General features: G+C 60.9%; 15 protein-coding genes. 2 read left to right on the forward strand and 13 right to left on the reverse strand.

The features are described from left to right. Positions 1-19 precede the first annotated feature (19 nt). Positions 20-1462 (forward strand): protein adenylyltransferase SelO, encoded by a 1443-nt coding sequence (gene selO / locus ACMGGH_RS14545; protein WP_232948118.1) that lies wholly within the window; start codon positions 20-22, stop codon positions 1460-1462. Between the two features lie 43 nt (positions 1463-1505). Here selO and ACMGGH_RS14550 read toward each other — a convergent pair whose 3' ends face one another. From ACMGGH_RS14550 to ACMGGH_RS14570, 5 genes are read right to left on the reverse strand one after another with little or no spacing between them, the layout of a single operon-like run. Then, complete coding sequence (locus ACMGGH_RS14550; protein WP_232948119.1) at positions 1506-2276, reverse strand: 3-hydroxybutyrate dehydrogenase; 771 nt, start codon at positions 2274-2276, stop codon at positions 1506-1508. Positions 2277-2286: 10 nt separating this feature from the next. Beyond that, complete coding sequence (locus tag ACMGGH_RS14555; RefSeq protein ID WP_220457929.1) at positions 2287-3681, reverse strand: GntP family permease; 1395 nt, start codon at positions 3679-3681, stop codon at positions 2287-2289. Between the two features lie 41 nt (positions 3682-3722). Further along, on the reverse strand, positions 3723-4904 hold the full coding sequence (locus ACMGGH_RS14560) for an acetyl-CoA C-acetyltransferase (protein WP_232948120.1): 1182 nt from the start codon (positions 4902-4904) through the stop codon (positions 3723-3725). Positions 4905-4913: 9 nt separating this feature from the next. Beyond that, the gene (locus ACMGGH_RS14565) at positions 4914-5570 is read right to left on the reverse strand and encodes a CoA transferase subunit B (RefSeq protein WP_232948121.1); all 657 of its coding nucleotides are present in this window, start codon (positions 5568-5570) and stop codon (positions 4914-4916) included. Between the two features lie 2 nt (positions 5571-5572). After that, positions 5573-6280: a CoA transferase subunit A gene (locus ACMGGH_RS14570; RefSeq protein ID WP_028012827.1), complete on the reverse strand. Its 708-nt coding sequence runs from the start codon at positions 6278-6280 to the stop codon at positions 5573-5575. 140 nt (positions 6281-6420) lie between these two features. Here ACMGGH_RS14570 and ACMGGH_RS14575 point away from each other — a divergent pair, with 140 nt between their 5' ends. Next, entirely contained in the window at positions 6421-7344 is a 924-nt protein-coding gene (locus tag ACMGGH_RS14575) for a LysR family transcriptional regulator (protein ID WP_232948122.1), read from the forward strand. Here ACMGGH_RS14575 and ACMGGH_RS14580 read toward each other — a convergent pair. The 8 genes from ACMGGH_RS14580 to ppsR form a co-directional block, all read right to left on the reverse strand. Next, on the reverse strand, positions 7311-8090 hold the full coding sequence (locus ACMGGH_RS14580) for a heme ABC transporter ATP-binding protein (protein WP_232948123.1): 780 nt from the start codon (positions 8088-8090) through the stop codon (positions 7311-7313). The two genes, ACMGGH_RS14575 and ACMGGH_RS14580, sit on opposite strands and share 34 nt — an antisense overlap. Continuing rightward, positions 8083-9075 carry a FecCD family ABC transporter permease gene (locus ACMGGH_RS14585; RefSeq protein ID WP_045261574.1) on the reverse strand — a complete coding sequence of 331 codons (993 nt, stop codon included), beginning with the start codon at positions 9073-9075 and terminating at the stop codon, positions 8083-8085. Before ACMGGH_RS14585 ends, ACMGGH_RS14580 begins: the two co-directional genes overlap by 8 nt. After that, positions 9075-9896 (reverse strand): heme/hemin ABC transporter substrate-binding protein, encoded by an 822-nt coding sequence (locus ACMGGH_RS14590; RefSeq protein WP_028012830.1) that lies wholly within the window; start codon positions 9894-9896, stop codon positions 9075-9077. Before ACMGGH_RS14590 ends, ACMGGH_RS14585 begins: the two co-directional genes overlap by 1 nt. Further along, the gene (chuS, locus tag ACMGGH_RS14595; RefSeq protein ID WP_045630149.1) at positions 9893-10921 is read right to left on the reverse strand and encodes a hematinate-forming heme oxygenase ChuS; all 1029 of its coding nucleotides are present in this window, start codon (positions 10919-10921) and stop codon (positions 9893-9895) included. The genes ACMGGH_RS14590 and chuS overlap by 4 nt, the downstream gene beginning before the upstream one ends. A gap of 35 nt (positions 10922-10956) precedes the next feature. Next, the gene (locus ACMGGH_RS14600; protein WP_420299129.1) at positions 10957-12939 is read right to left on the reverse strand and encodes a TonB-dependent hemoglobin/transferrin/lactoferrin family receptor; all 1983 of its coding nucleotides are present in this window, start codon (positions 12937-12939) and stop codon (positions 10957-10959) included. A gap of 72 nt (positions 12940-13011) precedes the next feature. Next, a complete protein-coding gene (hemP, locus tag ACMGGH_RS14605) occupies positions 13012-13200 on the reverse strand; it encodes a hemin uptake protein HemP (RefSeq protein WP_028012833.1) in 189 nt (62 codons plus the stop codon). Between the two features lie 212 nt (positions 13201-13412). Then, entirely contained in the window at positions 13413-14459 is a 1047-nt protein-coding gene (gene aroH, locus ACMGGH_RS14610) for a 3-deoxy-7-phosphoheptulonate synthase AroH (RefSeq protein ID WP_028012834.1), read from the reverse strand. Between the two features lie 152 nt (positions 14460-14611). After that, positions 14612-15445 (reverse strand): pyruvate, water dikinase regulatory protein, encoded by an 834-nt coding sequence (gene ppsR / locus ACMGGH_RS14615; protein ID WP_028012835.1) that lies wholly within the window; start codon positions 15443-15445, stop codon positions 14612-14614. Positions 15446-15532: the final 87 nt, after the last annotated feature.

A 15532-nucleotide genomic window follows, 5' to 3' on the forward strand; every position in this document is an offset into this window, starting at 1 on the left:
ACTAAAGGCAGGAGGACTTATGACCCTGTCTTTTACTGCTCACTGGCATGACGAGTTGCCTGGCTTTTACACCGCACTCAAACCAAAACCGTTACATAATTCACGTCTTATCTGGCATAACGATCGGCTGGCCGATGAGCTGGCCATTCCGCCCGATCTGTTTCAGCGTTCAGACAGTGCTGGCGTCTGGGGAGGCGAGACGCTTCTCCCCGGTATGCAGCCTCTGGCTCAGGTCTATAGCGGACACCAGTTTGGCGTCTGGGCGGGGCAGCTGGGTGACGGCAGGGGGATCCTGCTCGGCGAACAACGGCTTCCCAACGGGGAGACGGTTGACTGGCATCTGAAAGGCGCAGGTCTTACCCCTTACTCACGGATGGGCGACGGGCGCGCGGTATTGCGGTCAACGATACGCGAAAGTCTGGCATCCGAAGCGATGCATGCGCTGGGGATTCCCACCACCCGCGCGCTGTCGATCGTCACCAGCGACACGCCGGTGACGCGCGAAACGGTGGAAAAGGGGACGATGCTGATGCGCATAGCGCAAAGCCATCTCCGCTTTGGTCATTTTGAGCACTTTTACTATCGCCGCGAGCCGGACAAGGTTCGCCAGCTCGCGGACTTCGCCATTCGCCACCACTGGGCGCATCTGCAGGATGAGGCGGATAAATACGTTCTCTGGTTCCGGGACGTGGTTGCCCGTACCGCCACGATGATTGCGCGCTGGCAAACGGTAGGCTTTGCTCACGGGGTCATGAATACGGATAATATGTCGATTCTCGGCCTGACCTTTGATTACGGTCCGTTTGGTTTCCTGGACGATTATCAGCCGGGGTATATCTGCAACCATTCTGACTATCAGGGGCGTTACAGCTTTGACAATCAGCCGGCGGTTGGGCTGTGGAACCTCCAGCGGCTTGCACAAACCTTATCGCCGTTTATCGACGTTGATGCCCTGAATGATGCGCTCGACAGCTATCAGGACCTTTTGCTGCGGGAATACGGCACGCTGATGCGTAACAAGCTGGGGCTGATGACCCAGGAGAAGGGCGACAACGACATCCTCAACGGCCTGTTTACCCTGATGGCGCGTGAAGGGAGCGATTACACCCGCACCTTCCGAATGCTGGGCCAGACGGAGCAGCACAGCGCCGCCTCGCCGCTGCGCGACGAGTTTATTGACCGTCAGGCGTTTGACGACTGGTTTGTACAGTACCGCACGCGGCTGCAGCAGGAGCAGGTAGACGACGCTACCCGTCAGGCGCAGATGAACGCAGCGAATCCCGCGATGGTATTACGCAACTGGCTGGCACAGCGGGCGATTGAGCAGGCAGAGCAGGGTGAGTACGACGAGTTACACCGGCTGCATCTGGCGTTGCGCACGCCGTTTGCCGACCGGGATGATGACTACGTCAGCCGCCCGCCCGACTGGGGCAAGCGGCTGGAGGTCAGCTGCTCAAGCTAGCGATTTTAGCCGGGCGGCGACGTTGCCTTACCCGGCCTGTTCATCACTGAGCAACCCAGCCGCCATCCATATTCCACGCAGCGCCGCGAACGTTCACGGTGCCGTCGCTGCACAAAAACAGCGCCAGCTCGCCCAGCTGTTCCGGGGTAACAAACTCCCCTGAAGGCTGTTTCTCCGCCAGAAGCTGTTCGCGAGCCTGCTCCGGCGGTACGCCGTCCGCGATACGTTTGTCGATTTGCTGCTGCACCAGCGGGGTCAGTACCCAGCCGGGGCAAATAGTATTGGCGGTAATACCCGTGCGGGCGGTTTCCAGCGCCAGGGATTTGGTAAAGCCCACCACGCCGTGCTTGGCCGCAACGTAGGCCGATTTCTCTTTCGACGCGACCAGCCCGTGAACGGAGGCGATATTGATGACGCGCCCCCAGTTTTTATCCCGCATGGCCGGCAGCGCCAGCCGGCTGGTGTGAAACACCGCGGAAAGATTAATGGCGATAATGTCGTTCCATTTCTCCACCGGGAAGGCGTCAACCGGGGCCACGTGCTGGATCCCGGCGTTGTTCACAAGAATGTCCACGCCGCCAAACTGCGATTCGGCGTAGCGCATCATGGCCTCAATCTGCAATACATCCCGCAGATCCGCATCGTGATAGCCCGGCTTTTTGCCCAGTTGCGCAATCTCTTCCCGTGCCGATGCGCTGTCGCCGAAGCCGTTGAGGATCAGCTGCGCGCCTGCCTTCGCCAGCACGCGGGCGATCCCCAGACCAATGCCGCTGGTTGAGCCGGTGACCAGGGCGGTTTTACCGTTCAGATTCATTTTTCTCTCCTTACACAATGCCGGTCAGATAGAACACGGCAATGACAAAAAGTACTGCCAGACTTTTAATGATGGTGATAGCGAAAATGCCGCCGTAGGCCTGGCGATGGCTCAGGCCGGTGATTGCCAGCAGGGTAATCACCGCGCCGTTATGGGGAAGGGTATCCATCCCGCCGCTCGCCATCGAGGCCACGCGGTGCAGCACCTCAAGCGGGATATTGGCCGCATGGGCGGCGGCGACAAACGAGTCGGACATGGCGGCAAGGGCAATACTCATCCCGCCGGACGCCGAACCGGTGATCCCCGCGAGCACAGTCACGCTGATGGCCTCATTTAGCAGCGGATTCGGAATGGCCGCCAGCGCTTTGGATAACACCAGGAACCCAGGCAGCGCCGCGATAACCGCGCCGAAACCGTATTCCGAGGCGGTATTCATCGCCGCCAGAATGGCTCCGCTCACCGCCGTTCGGCTGCCTTCAGCCAGACGCCCCCGGATATTGCGAAAGCCAAAAACCAGCACCAGCACTATACCGGCGATCAGTGCCGCCTCCACGGCCCAGATGGCGGTGATCTTGCCCACCTCGGTCACAATCGGTTTCGCCAGGCCGGGCAGGGTAAGCTCGTGACTCACGCCGTACCAGCCGGGGATCCAGCGGGTAAACAGCAGGTTCAGTATGCCCACTACCAGCAGCGGGGAGATAGCAATCAGCGGGTGCGGGAGATTAATGTTATCCGGCGTCTCGGGTTCATTTTTCAGATCCGTGCCGTAACCCTCGTTGTTGCTGAGCGCCTTACGCCGCTGGCGCTCCAGCCAGAGCAGGCCAAAGATGATAATAAACAGAGAGCCGATAAGCCCCAGCCACGGGGCCGCCCAGGCGTTCGTGCCGAAGAAGCTGGTGGGGATGATATTCTGGATCTGCGGCGTGCCGGGCAAGGCGTCCATGGTAAACGAGAATGCCCCCAGCGCCACGGTGGCCGGGATCAGCCGTTTAGGGATACCGCTCTGGCGAAACAGCTCGGCGGCAAACGGGTACACCGCAAACGCCACCACGAACAGCGAAACGCCGCCGTAGGTTAACAGCGCGCATACCAGGACAATCACCGGGATGGCGTGTCGACGCCCGAGGATCTGGATTGCGGCGGCGACGATGGAGCGTGAGAAGCCGGAAAGCTCAATCAGCTTGCCAAACACCGCACCCAGCAGGAACACCGGGAAGTAGAGCTTGACGAAGCCCACCATCTTTTCCATAAATAGGCCGGTAAACGTCGGGCCGACGGCACCCGGATCGGTCAACAGCACGGCACCGAGCGCCGCGATCGGCGCAAACAAAATAACGCTGTATCCGCGGTAGGCCGCCAGCATCAGCAGTGCCAGCGCCGCCAGGGCTATTAACACACTCATTATGACTCCTCACTTTACTTATTATTCGGGTACCAACGAGAGGTTTAACGCTCGACGGTCAGGGCAATGCCTTGTCCGCCGCCTACGCACAGGGTGACGAGCCCTTTTTTAACGTCACGGCGCTGCATTTCGTACAGCAGGGTCACGAGGATTCGGCAGCCGGAAGCACCAATCGGATGGCCCAGGGCGATGGCACCGCCGTTAACGTTGACCTTGTGCTCATCCCAGCCGAGCTGCTGGCCCACCGCCAGCGCCTGGGCGGCAAAGGCTTCATTGGCTTCAATGAGATCCACCTCGTCGAGCGTCCAGCCCGCCCGCGCCAGCGCCGTCCGGCAGGCGCTGACCGGGCCCATGCCCATTACTGACGGGTCAACGCCCGTCACGGCGTAACTCACGATGCGGCCAAGGACAGGCAATCCGCTCTCCCGCGCCTTTTCCTCGCTCATCAGCAGCACCGCGGCGGCACCGTCGTTGAGCGTGGAGGCATTCCCCGCCGTGACGGTGCCTTCCTCGTGCAAAAAGGCGGGGCGCAACTGCGCAAGCTGCTCTGCAGTCGTGCCTGGTCGGGGCTGTTCGTCACGATCAATAACCAGCGGCGGCTTTTTACCCTGTTTCACCGTCACCGGCGCTATCTCGGCGTCAAGCCGGCCGGACTCAATGGCGGACGCCGCTTTTTGCTGCGAGCGGGCGGCGAAGGCGTCCTGCTGCTCGCGGGAAATGTCATACTCGCGGGCGACGTTTTCTGCGGTGATCCCCATGTGGTAATCGTTGAATGCGTCCCACAGGCCGTCGGTAATCATGCTGTCCTTGAGGCCCGCATGCCCGAAACGCAGCCCGGCACGTGCGCCGTCCAGCAGATACGGGGCGTTGCTCATGCTCTCCTGACCGCCGGCGATAACCACCTCCGCGTCGCCGCAGCGGATCGCCTGGGCGGCGAGCTGGACCGCTTTTAAGCCCGCGCCGCACACCAGGTTGACGGTGGTCGCCGGCGTGCTGACGGGCAACCCGGCGCCGATGGCCGTCTGGCGGGCGGGGTTTTGCCCGCATCCGCCCGTCAGCACCTGGCCGAAAATCGTTTCATCTACCTGTTCGGCGCTGAGACCACTGTTCTCCAGCAGACGCCGTACCGTGACGGCCCCAAGCTCAACCGCAGAAAGGGACGAGAGCGATCCGCGAAAACTGCCAATGGGGGTTCGCGTTGCCCCGACAATCATGACCTTTTTCATGCTGACCCCTCAGGTGAAGCGCATCTCGCGCACGTCGTCCGCCACAATGATTTTCCCTGCCGTTTTACGCACGATCTCGTCAATACTGATGCCCGGGGCGTATTCCCGCAGGATGAACGCGCCGTCCTGAATTTCCAGCAGCGCGAGATCGGTCAGGACCCGACGGATACAGCCCGCGCCCGTGAGCGGCAGCGTGCAGCGCGGCAGCAGCTTCGACTCACCGCTCTTTGAGGCGTGGGTCATCACCACAATGATGTTCTGCGCCCCGGCAACGAGATCCATCGCGCCGCCCATTCCCTTCACCATCTTTCCGGGGATCATCCACGAGGCGATGTTGCCCTCCACGTCAACTTCAAATGCGCCCAGCACGGTCAGGTCCACGTGGCCGCCGCGGATCATGGCAAACGACTGGGCCGAGTCGAAAATGGCCGCGCCGGTCCGCGCGGTCACGGTCTGTTTACCGGCGTTGATCATGTCGGCATCAAGGCTCTGCTCGTCGGGAAAAGCCCCCATCCCCAGCAGGCCGTTTTCCGACTGCAGCATCACGTCCATCCCGTCCGGAATGTAGTTCGCCACCAGGGTAGGGATGCCGATCCCCAGGTTGACGTAATAACCGTCGCGCAGCTCGCGGGCGACGCGCATGGCCATCTGTTCACGGGTTAACATCGTCACACTCCTTGCGCGCGCAGGGTGCGCTGCTCAATGCGTTTTTCAAACTGGCCGACAATCAGCCTGTCGACGTAAATTCCCGGGGTGTGAATGGCCGACGGGGGCAGTTCACCCGGCGGAACAATCTCTTCCACCTCCACCACCGTGATCCGACCCGCCGTTGCCATCAGCGGATTAAAGTTTTGCGCGGTATGGCGATAGATAACGTTGCCGTACCAGTCCGCTTTCCAGCCCTTGATCAGCGCGAAATCGCCGACGATCGCCTCCTCGAGGATGTAGTGCTTGCCCGCGAACTGGCGCACGTCCTTGCCGGTCGCCACGGGCGTGCCGTAGCCGGTGGCCGTATAAAACGCCGGAATACCGGCCCCGCCCGCGCGCACCTTTTCCGCCAGCGTGCCCTGCGGCGTAAGCTCAATTTCCAGCTCGCCGCTCAGCACCTGCTGCTCAAACAGCGCGTTCTCGCCGACGTAAGAGGCCACCACTTTGCGAACCTGCCGCGTTTCGAGCAGTATCCCCAGGCCGAATCCATCCACGCCGCAGTTGTTTGACACCACGGTCAAATCTCTCACCTGACGGCGTCGGACCTCCGCAATCAGGTTCTCCGGAATGCCGCACAGGCCGAAGCCGCCTGCCAGCAAGGTCATTCCGTCCGTCAGCCCGTCCAGCGCCTGCGCATAGCTGCCGACGCGCTTATCCAGTCCTGCCATAGTCATCCCTCCCGTTAACCGTGCCGGTATCATTAGGGGCGGCGACTCATTTGTTAATTTTGAATTTGTGACCCACTCATTTGGTTTTCTTATTAATTTCCTGTTAACTAATTCTTTTCAATTAGTTAACAGGATGAAAAATGAGAATGAGTGTCAAACAGTTACGCGCGTTTTTAGCGGTAGCTCACACTCTCAATTTCGCGCACGCCAGCGAACGCTTAAATCTCTCCCAGCCGGCCCTGAGCCTGACGATTAAAAGTCTGGAAGACGCGCTCGGCGGCCCGCTGCTGCAGCGGAGCACGCGCAAGGTTGCCCTCACGCAGGAAGGGGAGACGTTTCTGCCGATGGCGCGGCAGCTGCTTGCCGACTGGGATAATGTGGAGGAGGCGATGCACCAGTGCTTTACCCTGCAGCGCGGCAAAATCTCGGTCGCGGCGATGCCGTCATTTGCCGCCAACGTTTTACCGGAGGTGCTCAAGGCGTTTCGCGATCGCCACGCCGGGATCAACGTCACCGTGCATGACGTCATTAACGAGCAGGTGATTGAGATGGTGCGGGAAGGGCGGGTTGAGATGGGGATCGCCTTTGAGCCAGCCCCCACGCACAACCTGCTGTTTACGCCGCTGGGGCTCGACAGGTTTGTCGCCATTGTGCCGAAGGACTCCGCGCTGGCGGGCAAAAAGCGGCTGTCCTGGGAAGAGCTACTGACGCTGGATTTTATTACCCTGCAGCGCCCGTCGGCGGTACGTCTGATGATGGAGGAGGAGCTGGCCCGAAGCGGCAGAAAGCTGGACGCGGCGCTGGAGAGTCATCAGCTGGTGACGGTAGGTCGCATGGTCGCCAGCGGGCTGGGCGGCAGTGCCGTACCGGCGCTCTGCGAAGCGCAGATGACGGCGCTGGGCGCGGTCTGTATACCGCTGGATAATCCGCCCATTGAAAAGTGCATCGGAGCAATCCATCCGGGGCACACGCAGCTCTCTAAAGCGGCGCATGCCCTGCTGGAAACGCTGAAGGATTTTTACCAGCCCGCTCACGGGGCGAGAAATACCTGCGGTACGGGGTGATCCGGATGGCTGCCGACACGCACCTGCGCGCCGTACCAGCGCGCCAACGTCCCAGCCTGCAGCACGTCCTCCGGTGTGCCACTGGAGACCAGCCTGCCGTTGTGCAACAGCAGAATGCGATCCGCCCACAGCGCCGCCAGATTGAGATCGTGCAGCACCACGCACACGTGGAGATGACCCCGACGGGTCAGGGATCTCATCAGGCGCAGCAGATGCTGCTGGTGGTAGAGATCCAGCGCGGAGGTGGGCTCATCAAGAAACAGCCAGCCGCGCGGGGCTCCGTCGCACCAGAGCTGGGCCAGCGCGCGGGCGAGCTGGATCCGCTGCTGCTCGCCGCCGGATAGCTTTGAATAGCGTCTGCCCGCCAGCGGTAGACAGCCCGTTATCGCCATCACTTCCTCAACTACCGACGCTTCAGGGGAGCGAGTCCAGGGTGCGCGTCCCATACCGACCACCGCGTCCACCGGCCAGTCGAATCCGGGCTGAGTATTCTGGCGCATCACCGCCCGGTAGCGCGCGAGGGTATCCGGCGGCCAGTCCGCAAGCGGCGTCCCGGCCAGAGTGCAGCGTCCGCTTGCGGGCTTGAGATAGCCGGTAAGCAGCCGCAATAACGTCGATTTCCCGGCACCGTTGGGGCCAATCAGGGCGACCAGCTCACCCTGAGAGAGGGTAAGCGACACATCGTCTATCAGCGTCCGCTGCCCGGCGTGAAAGAAGATTTTCTCTGCACAATAGCGTTCAGCCATGCGTACCTCCGCGACGAAAGATAAGCCACAGGAACCACGGCGCGCCGAGAAGGCTGGTCAATAACCCGACGGGCATCTCCGCCGGAGAGACCAGGGTGCGCGCCAGCGTGTCGGCAACCAGCAGCAGCAGCGCACCGGCCAGCACCGAGCCGGGTACGACGGCCCGGTGGTCGGCCCCCAGCCACATGCGCATCAGGTGTGGCACCACAAGGCCAATAAAGCCGATCACGCCGCTGACGGCTACCGCCGCGGCAACCAGCAGGGCGCTGCACAGCAGCAGGATCCGCTGTACCATCGCGACATCCACCCCGAGATAGTGCGCCTCTTCATCGCCCAGCTGCAGCAGGTTGAGCGGGGCGGCCAGCCGCCAGATAATCAGCACTGCGGGCACCATCAGCGACGTTACCGCCAGCAGGGTGGACCACTGCGCCTGCCCGAGGCTGCCCATTCCCCAGAGGGAAAGCTGGCGAAGCTGGGCATCGTTGCTGAGCCATGAGAGCACCCCGACGGCCGCGCCGCACAGGGCGTTGATGGCGATCCCCACAAGCAGCAGGCGGGACAGGGAGCCGTGACGCTGCTGGCTGAGCAGGAAGATAATAACGGTTGCGGCCAGCGCGCCGAGGAACGCCGCGAGCATCGGGGCATACAGCATCAGCAGGGCAGGTAACGCGGCGGGAATGACCACCCACAGTGCCACCGCCAGCGCCGCGCCGCTGCTGATCCCCAGCAGACCCGGGTCCGCCAGCGGGTTGCGGAACAGCCCCTGCATCACACAGCCGGCCAGCGCCAGCGCTCCGCCAATCACCAGCGCCAGCAGTACGCGCGGCAGGCGAATGGTAAGCCAGATCTGACGCATGGCCTCATCGCTGCCGCTCCACAGCAGGCTGACCGGCAGGTGCAGTGCCCCAAACCCGGTCGCGGTGAGCGTCATGATGCTCAGGATCGCGGCCAGCATCCACAACGACAAGGCGATCCGCCGGGACATCAGGGCAGTTGCTCCGCTTTGGCGCGCAGCTGCTGGATGGCATCCGGCGTTCGCACGCTGAAGCCCAGCAGCGCCATATCATCAATCGCCAGCACCTGCCTGTTCCGTCCCGCCGGGGTTTGCGCCAGACCGGGCAGCTTCCACAGGTTTTCTTCGCCGCCCAGCGCGTTCACGCCGTCCTGCGAAATCACCACCAGATCGGGCTGGCTGGCAATGACCCCTTCCTGAGACAGCGGCTGATAGCGGGTGAATCCCTGCATCGCGTTCTGCAGCCCGGCTGCACGGATGGCAGCGTCTGCGCCGGTCTGCTGCCCGGCGGCCATTGCGGTCATTCCCCCGTGGTTGAGGATAAACAGCACCCGCTTGTTGAGGGGCGCGGAGGGCAGGGCCGCCAGCGCCTGACGCAGCGTGTGGCGCAGGGCTTCCCCCTCGGCTTCACGGTGCGTAGCGTTGGCAATCACCCGAACCTTTTCGTCAATGACGCTCAGGTCGTTGCGGCCGGGAACGGTTACTACCCTGACGTGACTTTGTTCGACCTGCTTCAACGCCAGAGACGGCTGCGCCTGGTCGCTGGCCAGCACCAGCGTGGGGCGCATGGACAAAATGCCTTCGGCGTTAAGCTGGCGTAAATATCCCACGTCAGGCAGATCGTTTGCCGCCTGCGGCCACTGGCTGGTGCTGTCGCGCGCGACCAGCGAAGACTGCGCGCCAAGCGCGTAGACAATCTCCGTCACGTCGCCGCCAAGGGCGACAATTTTCTCCTGCGCGGCGGCAAACGCCACCAGAGGCAGGGCGCTCAGCAGGGCTAACCACGTTTTCATGCGGCCAGCCCTTTTGGCGTCAGGGCGTCAATCTGGCTGCGCCACTGGCTCTGCTCCGGCTCACCTTCGGTACGCTGGCCGTAAAGCTGGGCGATTTGCGTGCCGTCGGCGGCAAACAGCTCCAGGCTGGTGACGTGGCCGTCAGCCGTGGGCTTGCGCGTCACCCAGCTCTCTGCGATCGTCTCCTCCAGCAGATGCAGTGTAAAGGCAGGGTTAAAGACGTTCAGCCAGCCTTTCATCGGCACGACTTTTTCCACCGCGCCGGTGAAGATCTGCACGCAGCCGCGGTTGCCGACGAAGACCATGATTTCGTTGCCGTCCCGGCGAGCCGCTTCCAGCAGCTGTGCCAGCGCGCTGTTCTCCACCTTACAGGCCAGGTCGTCGCCCACCAGGCGAAACGCCTGCTGACGGCTGAGATTGTGGCGTTTGAGCAGGCTGAAGAACTGATGCACGTCGGTCATGGCGCGCCACTCCTTGTCCACGAGAGCGGCATCCGCGTTTTCGGCGTGAGCCGGGACATCCCCAGCGCTCAGCTCAAGCGGCGGGTTATCGGCAAAGATAAAGCGGGTCAGCACGTCGCCCCAGGCGGCGAGGTCGGTGTTGTCCGTGGTGTAGACCTTCAGCACCGCATCGCCCTGACGATCGAAGAACTGAATGCTCTGTCGCTCGCCGCGGGCGGTGGTTTCGCTGAGGTGAAACGCGCTCGCCCACTGGTTGAGGAACAGGCGCAGATCCAGCGCGCGCGGGTTCAGCACCAGCCCGGCGTGGCCGTTCAGGTGTTGGTTGGTGAAGCTGCCCACCTGCTCGTGAACGGCATACTCGTTGCGGCAGATGCACTTGGTTTCACCCACGGCTTCCAGCGCGCCCAGAATATCGCGGATTTCGCCGCGCAGTCGCCAGGCGTCATGGCCCACGCGGGAAAAGGTCAGCTCCGCTTCGCTGATGTTCATTAACCCTGCGATGTCTCGCGCATACTTACCCGGATTTTCTTCTTTTAGCTCAAGCCAGCGTGCGTAGTGATGCATTGTCTTATCCTTCTGAAGAGTGGCCCCGAAGGGAATTACCACTGATAGCTTACGAAAATCTTGCCGTTACGACCGTCCTGCGGAATACCCTGCGGAGACCAGTACTCCTTATCGAAGACGTTGCCGAGCACCAGCGTGGTGGTGACGCCCTTGAGCTGCTCCTGGCCCTTATAGCTGACGTAGAAATCGTTAACCGCATAGCCCGGCTGCTTGCTGTAGCTGCTGCTGACGTGGGTTGAGCGATCGGCAAAGGTGCCGATCCAGCCCACGGAGAAACCGCTTTGCGCCACCGGAACGTCCAGCTTGCTGGTGACGGTATCCGGGTTAATGCTGGAGATGTACTCGCCCGTATCGGTGTCTTTCCCGCGGGTGCGGTTATAGGCCACGTCGAGGCTAAACAGATCGGCCGAGTATTTTGACATCATGTCCCAGCCCCAGATTTTGGCGTCGGGTACGTTGTACGACATGGTGGTCGCGGCGGCAAAATCGACGGTTGTGGAGATATAGTCTTTGGCTTTGGTATCGAAATAGCTGGCTTTAAACTCCAGCGCATCGTTGGCAAGCATCAGATCGTCAAAGCGCAGGCCAAAACCAAACTCCTGCGTTTCGTTGGTTTCCGGGCGCAGGTTCGGGTTCGGCACCCAGTAGTTGGTGTAGAAGCGGCCAATGGAGAAGTGTTTGGCGTCGTTATACATCTCACCCATGGTCGGCGCGCGGAAGGCCTGCGCGTAAGATCCGAACAGCATCAGCCAGTCGGTGGGGCTGACGGTTAACCCGGCGCGGGAGGACCATTTATCGGCATCGACATCGTCGTAGCCATTGCTGCTGCCGCGGTAGTTGTCATACCGCGTGCCGCCCAGCAAGGTGATCGGCAGATCGCGCAGGGTGATTTCATCCTGCAGCCAGCCGGAGCTGAAGTCGATTTTCGCCTCCGGGAAGCCGGTCGTGGCCCCGCCCGGACGCTGCTCCTGACGATAATATTCTCCGCCGTAGGTCAGCAGGTGAGAGGCAAAAGAGTCGCTGAACAGGCGGGTACGGTTTTCCACCTTGCCGCCTTTGGTGGTCTGCTTGCGGAACTCGCCGGTGCTGTCGATGTTCTGGGCATTAATGCGCGCTTCGGACCAGTAAACCTTCGCATCGGCGTTCAGCCAGTCGTATCCTTCCGGCGCAATGTGGTAGCCAACCTGCGCATCGCGCTGGATGGTGGAGCGGTCTGTCATCGGGTTGCTGCTATTGGCATCAGAGGTTTGCGGGTTTTTCGGCTCCTGCGCGGCATTGTTGTAGTAGCGCAGGGCGCCGCTCAGGGTCTGGGCCTGGTCGATTTTCCAGCTGCCTTTCGCCAGCATGTTATTGATGGATTCGTCGTTCGGCGCCGTCGCACCGTCGCTCTGGCGGATATCGCCGCGGTCGCGGCTGGACCACGATACCAGGCCGTCCAGGGTATCGGTACGGCCATAGGCGCTGGCCCCCAGGCCGAGGCTGTGGTCCCCCGTTGCGCCGGTACCAAACACGCGATAACCGCTGTTTTTGCCCGGTTCCAGCAGATCTTTGGCGTCGACGGTGTCATAGGAGATGACACCACCCAGCGCGCCGCTGCCGTAGAGCAGCGCAGACGGACCACGCACCACTTCAATACGTTTAATCAGCGCCGGATCGAGGAACGTGCTGTTGAGGTGCCCGGTGTCGGTACCCTGGCGCACGCCGTCGACCAGCACCAGAACGCCGCGGCGGTCATAGCCGCGCAGGTTAACGTCCTGACCGTTGGTGCGGCCGGTGCCGTCCAGCGTCAGACCGGGCACGTTGCGCAGCAGGTCGGCGGCAGAGCTGGCGGTCTGTTTTTCCGGGGCGGTGGCGTCAACCACGCTCACCATCATCGGGGCTTCGAAAGCGCTACGGGCGTTGCCTGTGGCGGTGACGGTTATTTCATCTGCGGCAGCAAACGCGGCGCCCGGCAGGGTGCTGACAATCGCCAGCGCCAGAAGGGACGGGCGTAAACGTGCGGTATGCAGGTGTAGCATAGCAACTCTCCATAAAGTATCGAAAGCGCTGGCTGCCTGGGGATCACCTGGGTGGCTGGCGAAAGTTTTGGTTTATTTTGTGAGGATCAGTTTTCCGGCATTCGTCTGGCGCAGCAGATACTGCTGGCCGTCATGCTCGATAATCACCCGGCCTTCCTCACCCAACAGGCTTTTGCTGTCGATGCGGCGATCGGTGGAAGCAGGGGATGGCGCTGTGTGTGTTTTTACTGGCGTTGCCGCGCTGTTATCGGTCGGTGACATAATGTTTATAAATAACAATCAATGTAACAATGATAATCATTATCAATAAACTGCAAATTCACGGCAAGCGTTTTTGTGAAAATTGTGTGACGGGATCAAATTCAGGGGGAGGAAATGCGGCCTGATGCCCTCAACCCAACCCTCTCCCACGGGGAGAGGAAGAAGGGCGCGAACCGTAGGTCGGGTAAGCGCAGCGCCACCCGACAATAACATCAGAAGCGAGAATCAACCGCAGCTGCCAGCTTCTCCAGCAGCAGCTCGCTGTCTTCCCAGCTCAGGCACGGGTCGGTGATCGACTGGCCGTATACCATCTGCTGTCCGGCAACGATTTTCTGCGTGCCTTCTTTGATAAAGCTTTCGGCCATGATCCCGGCAACGGCGGTCGAGCCGCTGCGGATCTGCTGACAGACCTCATCGCAGACGTCAAGCTGGCGGCGATGCTGCTTCTGGCAGTTGCCGTGGCTGAAATCCACCACCAGATGTTCCGGCAGGTCGAATTCGGCCAGCGTTTCACAGGCGGCAGCGATGTCTTGTGCATGGTAATTAGGCTTCTTCCCGCCGCGCATAATGATATGCCCATACGGGTTACCGCTGGTCTGGTAGATGGTCATATGGCCGTTCTTGTCCGGCGACAGGAACATATGGCTGGCACGCGAGGCGCGGATCGCATCGACCGCAATCCGGGTGTTGCCGTCGGTCCCGTTTTTGAAGCCGACCGGACAGGAGAGGGCTGAGGCCATCTCGCGGTGGATTTGGCTTTCGGTAGTGCGCGCGCCAATCGCGCCCCAGCTGATCAGATCGGCGATAAACTGCCCGGTCACCATGTCGAGAAACTCGGTGGCCGTCGGCACGCCCAGCTCGTTGACCTGCAACAGCAGCTTCCGCGCCAGCTCAATGCCGTGGTTTACGCGATAGCTGCCGTTAAGGTCAGGGTCGGAAATCAGCCCTTTCCAGCCCACCACGGTACGCGGTTTTTCAAAGTAGGTGCGCATCACAATCTCAAGGCGATGCTGGTATTTTTCCCGCAGCCCCTGGAGCCGTTTTGCATAATCCATCGCGGCATCCAGATCGTGGATGGAGCAGGGCCCAATCACCACCAAAAGACGTTTGTCTTCACCATTGAGGATTTTTTCAATGCGGCGGCGGGAGGCCGTCACATGTTCCGCGACCGCGGCGGAAACGGGGTGCCGCTCGGCCAGTTCAGCCGGGGTGACCAGGCTGTCTATGCGCGCCGTGCGGAGTTCATCGGTTTTATTCATGACTTGTCTCAGAAAATTTTTGCTTCATCGGCAGACTACCGGGAAGTGATGGGCATCACATTAAACCAATCCCTGCTGATTTCAAGTTCGGGGCGACACCGCCCCGCTGTTGAAAAGGATGATACATGAATCTGAGCTAATGTACTAGCTTATTAGTACATGCGGCGGTTAAGTCCCATGATGTCGAGAATTTTGGTGGCGATCTCTTCTACCGAATAGTTCGTGCTGTTCAGCCACGGGATCTGATTTTTGCGGTACAGCGCTTCCACTTCGGAAACCTCCATGCGGCACTGGCGCATCGAGGCGTAGCGGCTGTTCTCGCGGCGCTCTTCGCGGATCGCCGCGAGACGTTCCGGGTTAATCGTCAGGCCGAACAGCTTATGCTGCAGCGGCTTGAGCGCAGCGGGCAGCACCAGGTTATCCATATCGTCGGCAATAAAGGGGTAGTTTGCGGCGCGGATGCCGAACTGCATCGCCAGATAGAGGCTGGTCGGCGTTTTGCCGCAGCGCGACACGCCGAGCAAAATCACCTGCGCCTGGTCGAGGTTGCGCAGCGAGATCCCGTCGTCGTGCGCCAGGGTGTAGTCGATGGCGGCAATACGCGCGTCATATTTGGTCAGGTTGCCGGGGTTCAGCCCGTGGGTGCGGTGCGCGATAGGCGTCGGGTCAAGCTTAAGCTCGCTCTGGAGCGGGGCCACCAGCGCCTGCACGATGTCCTGGCAAAAGCCTTCACTTTGCAAAATGATGTGGCGAATCTCAGGAATAACGATGGAATAGAACACCAGCGGGCGCACGCCGGTCTGCTGGAAGATGGCGTCAATCTGGTCCTTCACCGCTTTGGCACGGCTCTCATTTTCCACAAACGGCAGCGTGATGCTGTTAATCGAAACGGGGAATTGCGACATCACCGCGTGGCCCAGCACCTCGGCGGTGATCGCCGTACCATCAGAAATATAAAAAACGTGACGATCGACAGCATTATCCATTTTACCCACCCTGAATATCATACCTAATTGTCTGAAAGCATAAATTAAAAAAGTTAATTGCACAGCAAAGAAGTTATCTGAATTTAA

Source organism: Enterobacter sp. BNK-16 (genome assembly GCF_048684955.1).
Lineage (GTDB): Bacteria > Pseudomonadota > Gammaproteobacteria > Enterobacterales > Enterobacteriaceae > Enterobacter > Enterobacter bugandensis.

Coding starts and splice junctions, on each gene's coding strand:
- ACMGGH_RS14550 (WP_232948119.1), bottom strand. CDS start 2,276: ATGAATCTGAACGGTAAAACCGCCCTGGTCACCGGCTCAACCAGCGGC.
- hemP (WP_028012833.1), bottom strand. CDS start 13,200: ATGTCACCGACCGATAACAGCGCGGCAACGCCAGTAAAAACACACACA.
- selO (WP_232948118.1), top strand. CDS start 20: ATGACCCTGTCTTTTACTGCTCACTGGCATGACGAGTTGCCTGGCTTT.
- ACMGGH_RS14585 (WP_045261574.1), bottom strand. CDS start 9,075: ATGTCCCGGCGGATCGCCTTGTCGTTGTGGATGCTGGCCGCGATCCTG.
- ACMGGH_RS14560 (WP_232948120.1), bottom strand. CDS start 4,904: ATGAAAAAGGTCATGATTGTCGGGGCAACGCGAACCCCCATTGGCAGT.
- aroH (WP_028012834.1), bottom strand. CDS start 14,459: ATGAATAAAACCGATGAACTCCGCACGGCGCGCATAGACAGCCTGGTC.
- ACMGGH_RS14580 (WP_232948123.1), bottom strand. CDS start 8,090: ATGGCTGAACGCTATTGTGCAGAGAAAATCTTCTTTCACGCCGGGCAG.
- ACMGGH_RS14600 (WP_420299129.1), bottom strand. CDS start 12,939: ATGCTACACCTGCATACCGCACGTTTACGCCCGTCCCTTCTGGCGCTG.
- ACMGGH_RS14575 (WP_232948122.1), top strand. CDS start 6,421: ATGAGAATGAGTGTCAAACAGTTACGCGCGTTTTTAGCGGTAGCTCAC.
- ppsR (WP_028012835.1), bottom strand. CDS start 15,445: ATGGATAATGCTGTCGATCGTCACGTTTTTTATATTTCTGATGGTACG.
- ACMGGH_RS14570 (WP_028012827.1), bottom strand. CDS start 6,280: ATGGCAGGACTGGATAAGCGCGTCGGCAGCTATGCGCAGGCGCTGGAC.
- ACMGGH_RS14590 (WP_028012830.1), bottom strand. CDS start 9,896: ATGAAAACGTGGTTAGCCCTGCTGAGCGCCCTGCCTCTGGTGGCGTTT.
- ACMGGH_RS14565 (WP_232948121.1), bottom strand. CDS start 5,570: ATGTTAACCCGTGAACAGATGGCCATGCGCGTCGCCCGCGAGCTGCGC.
- chuS (WP_045630149.1), bottom strand. CDS start 10,921: ATGCATCACTACGCACGCTGGCTTGAGCTAAAAGAAGAAAATCCGGGT.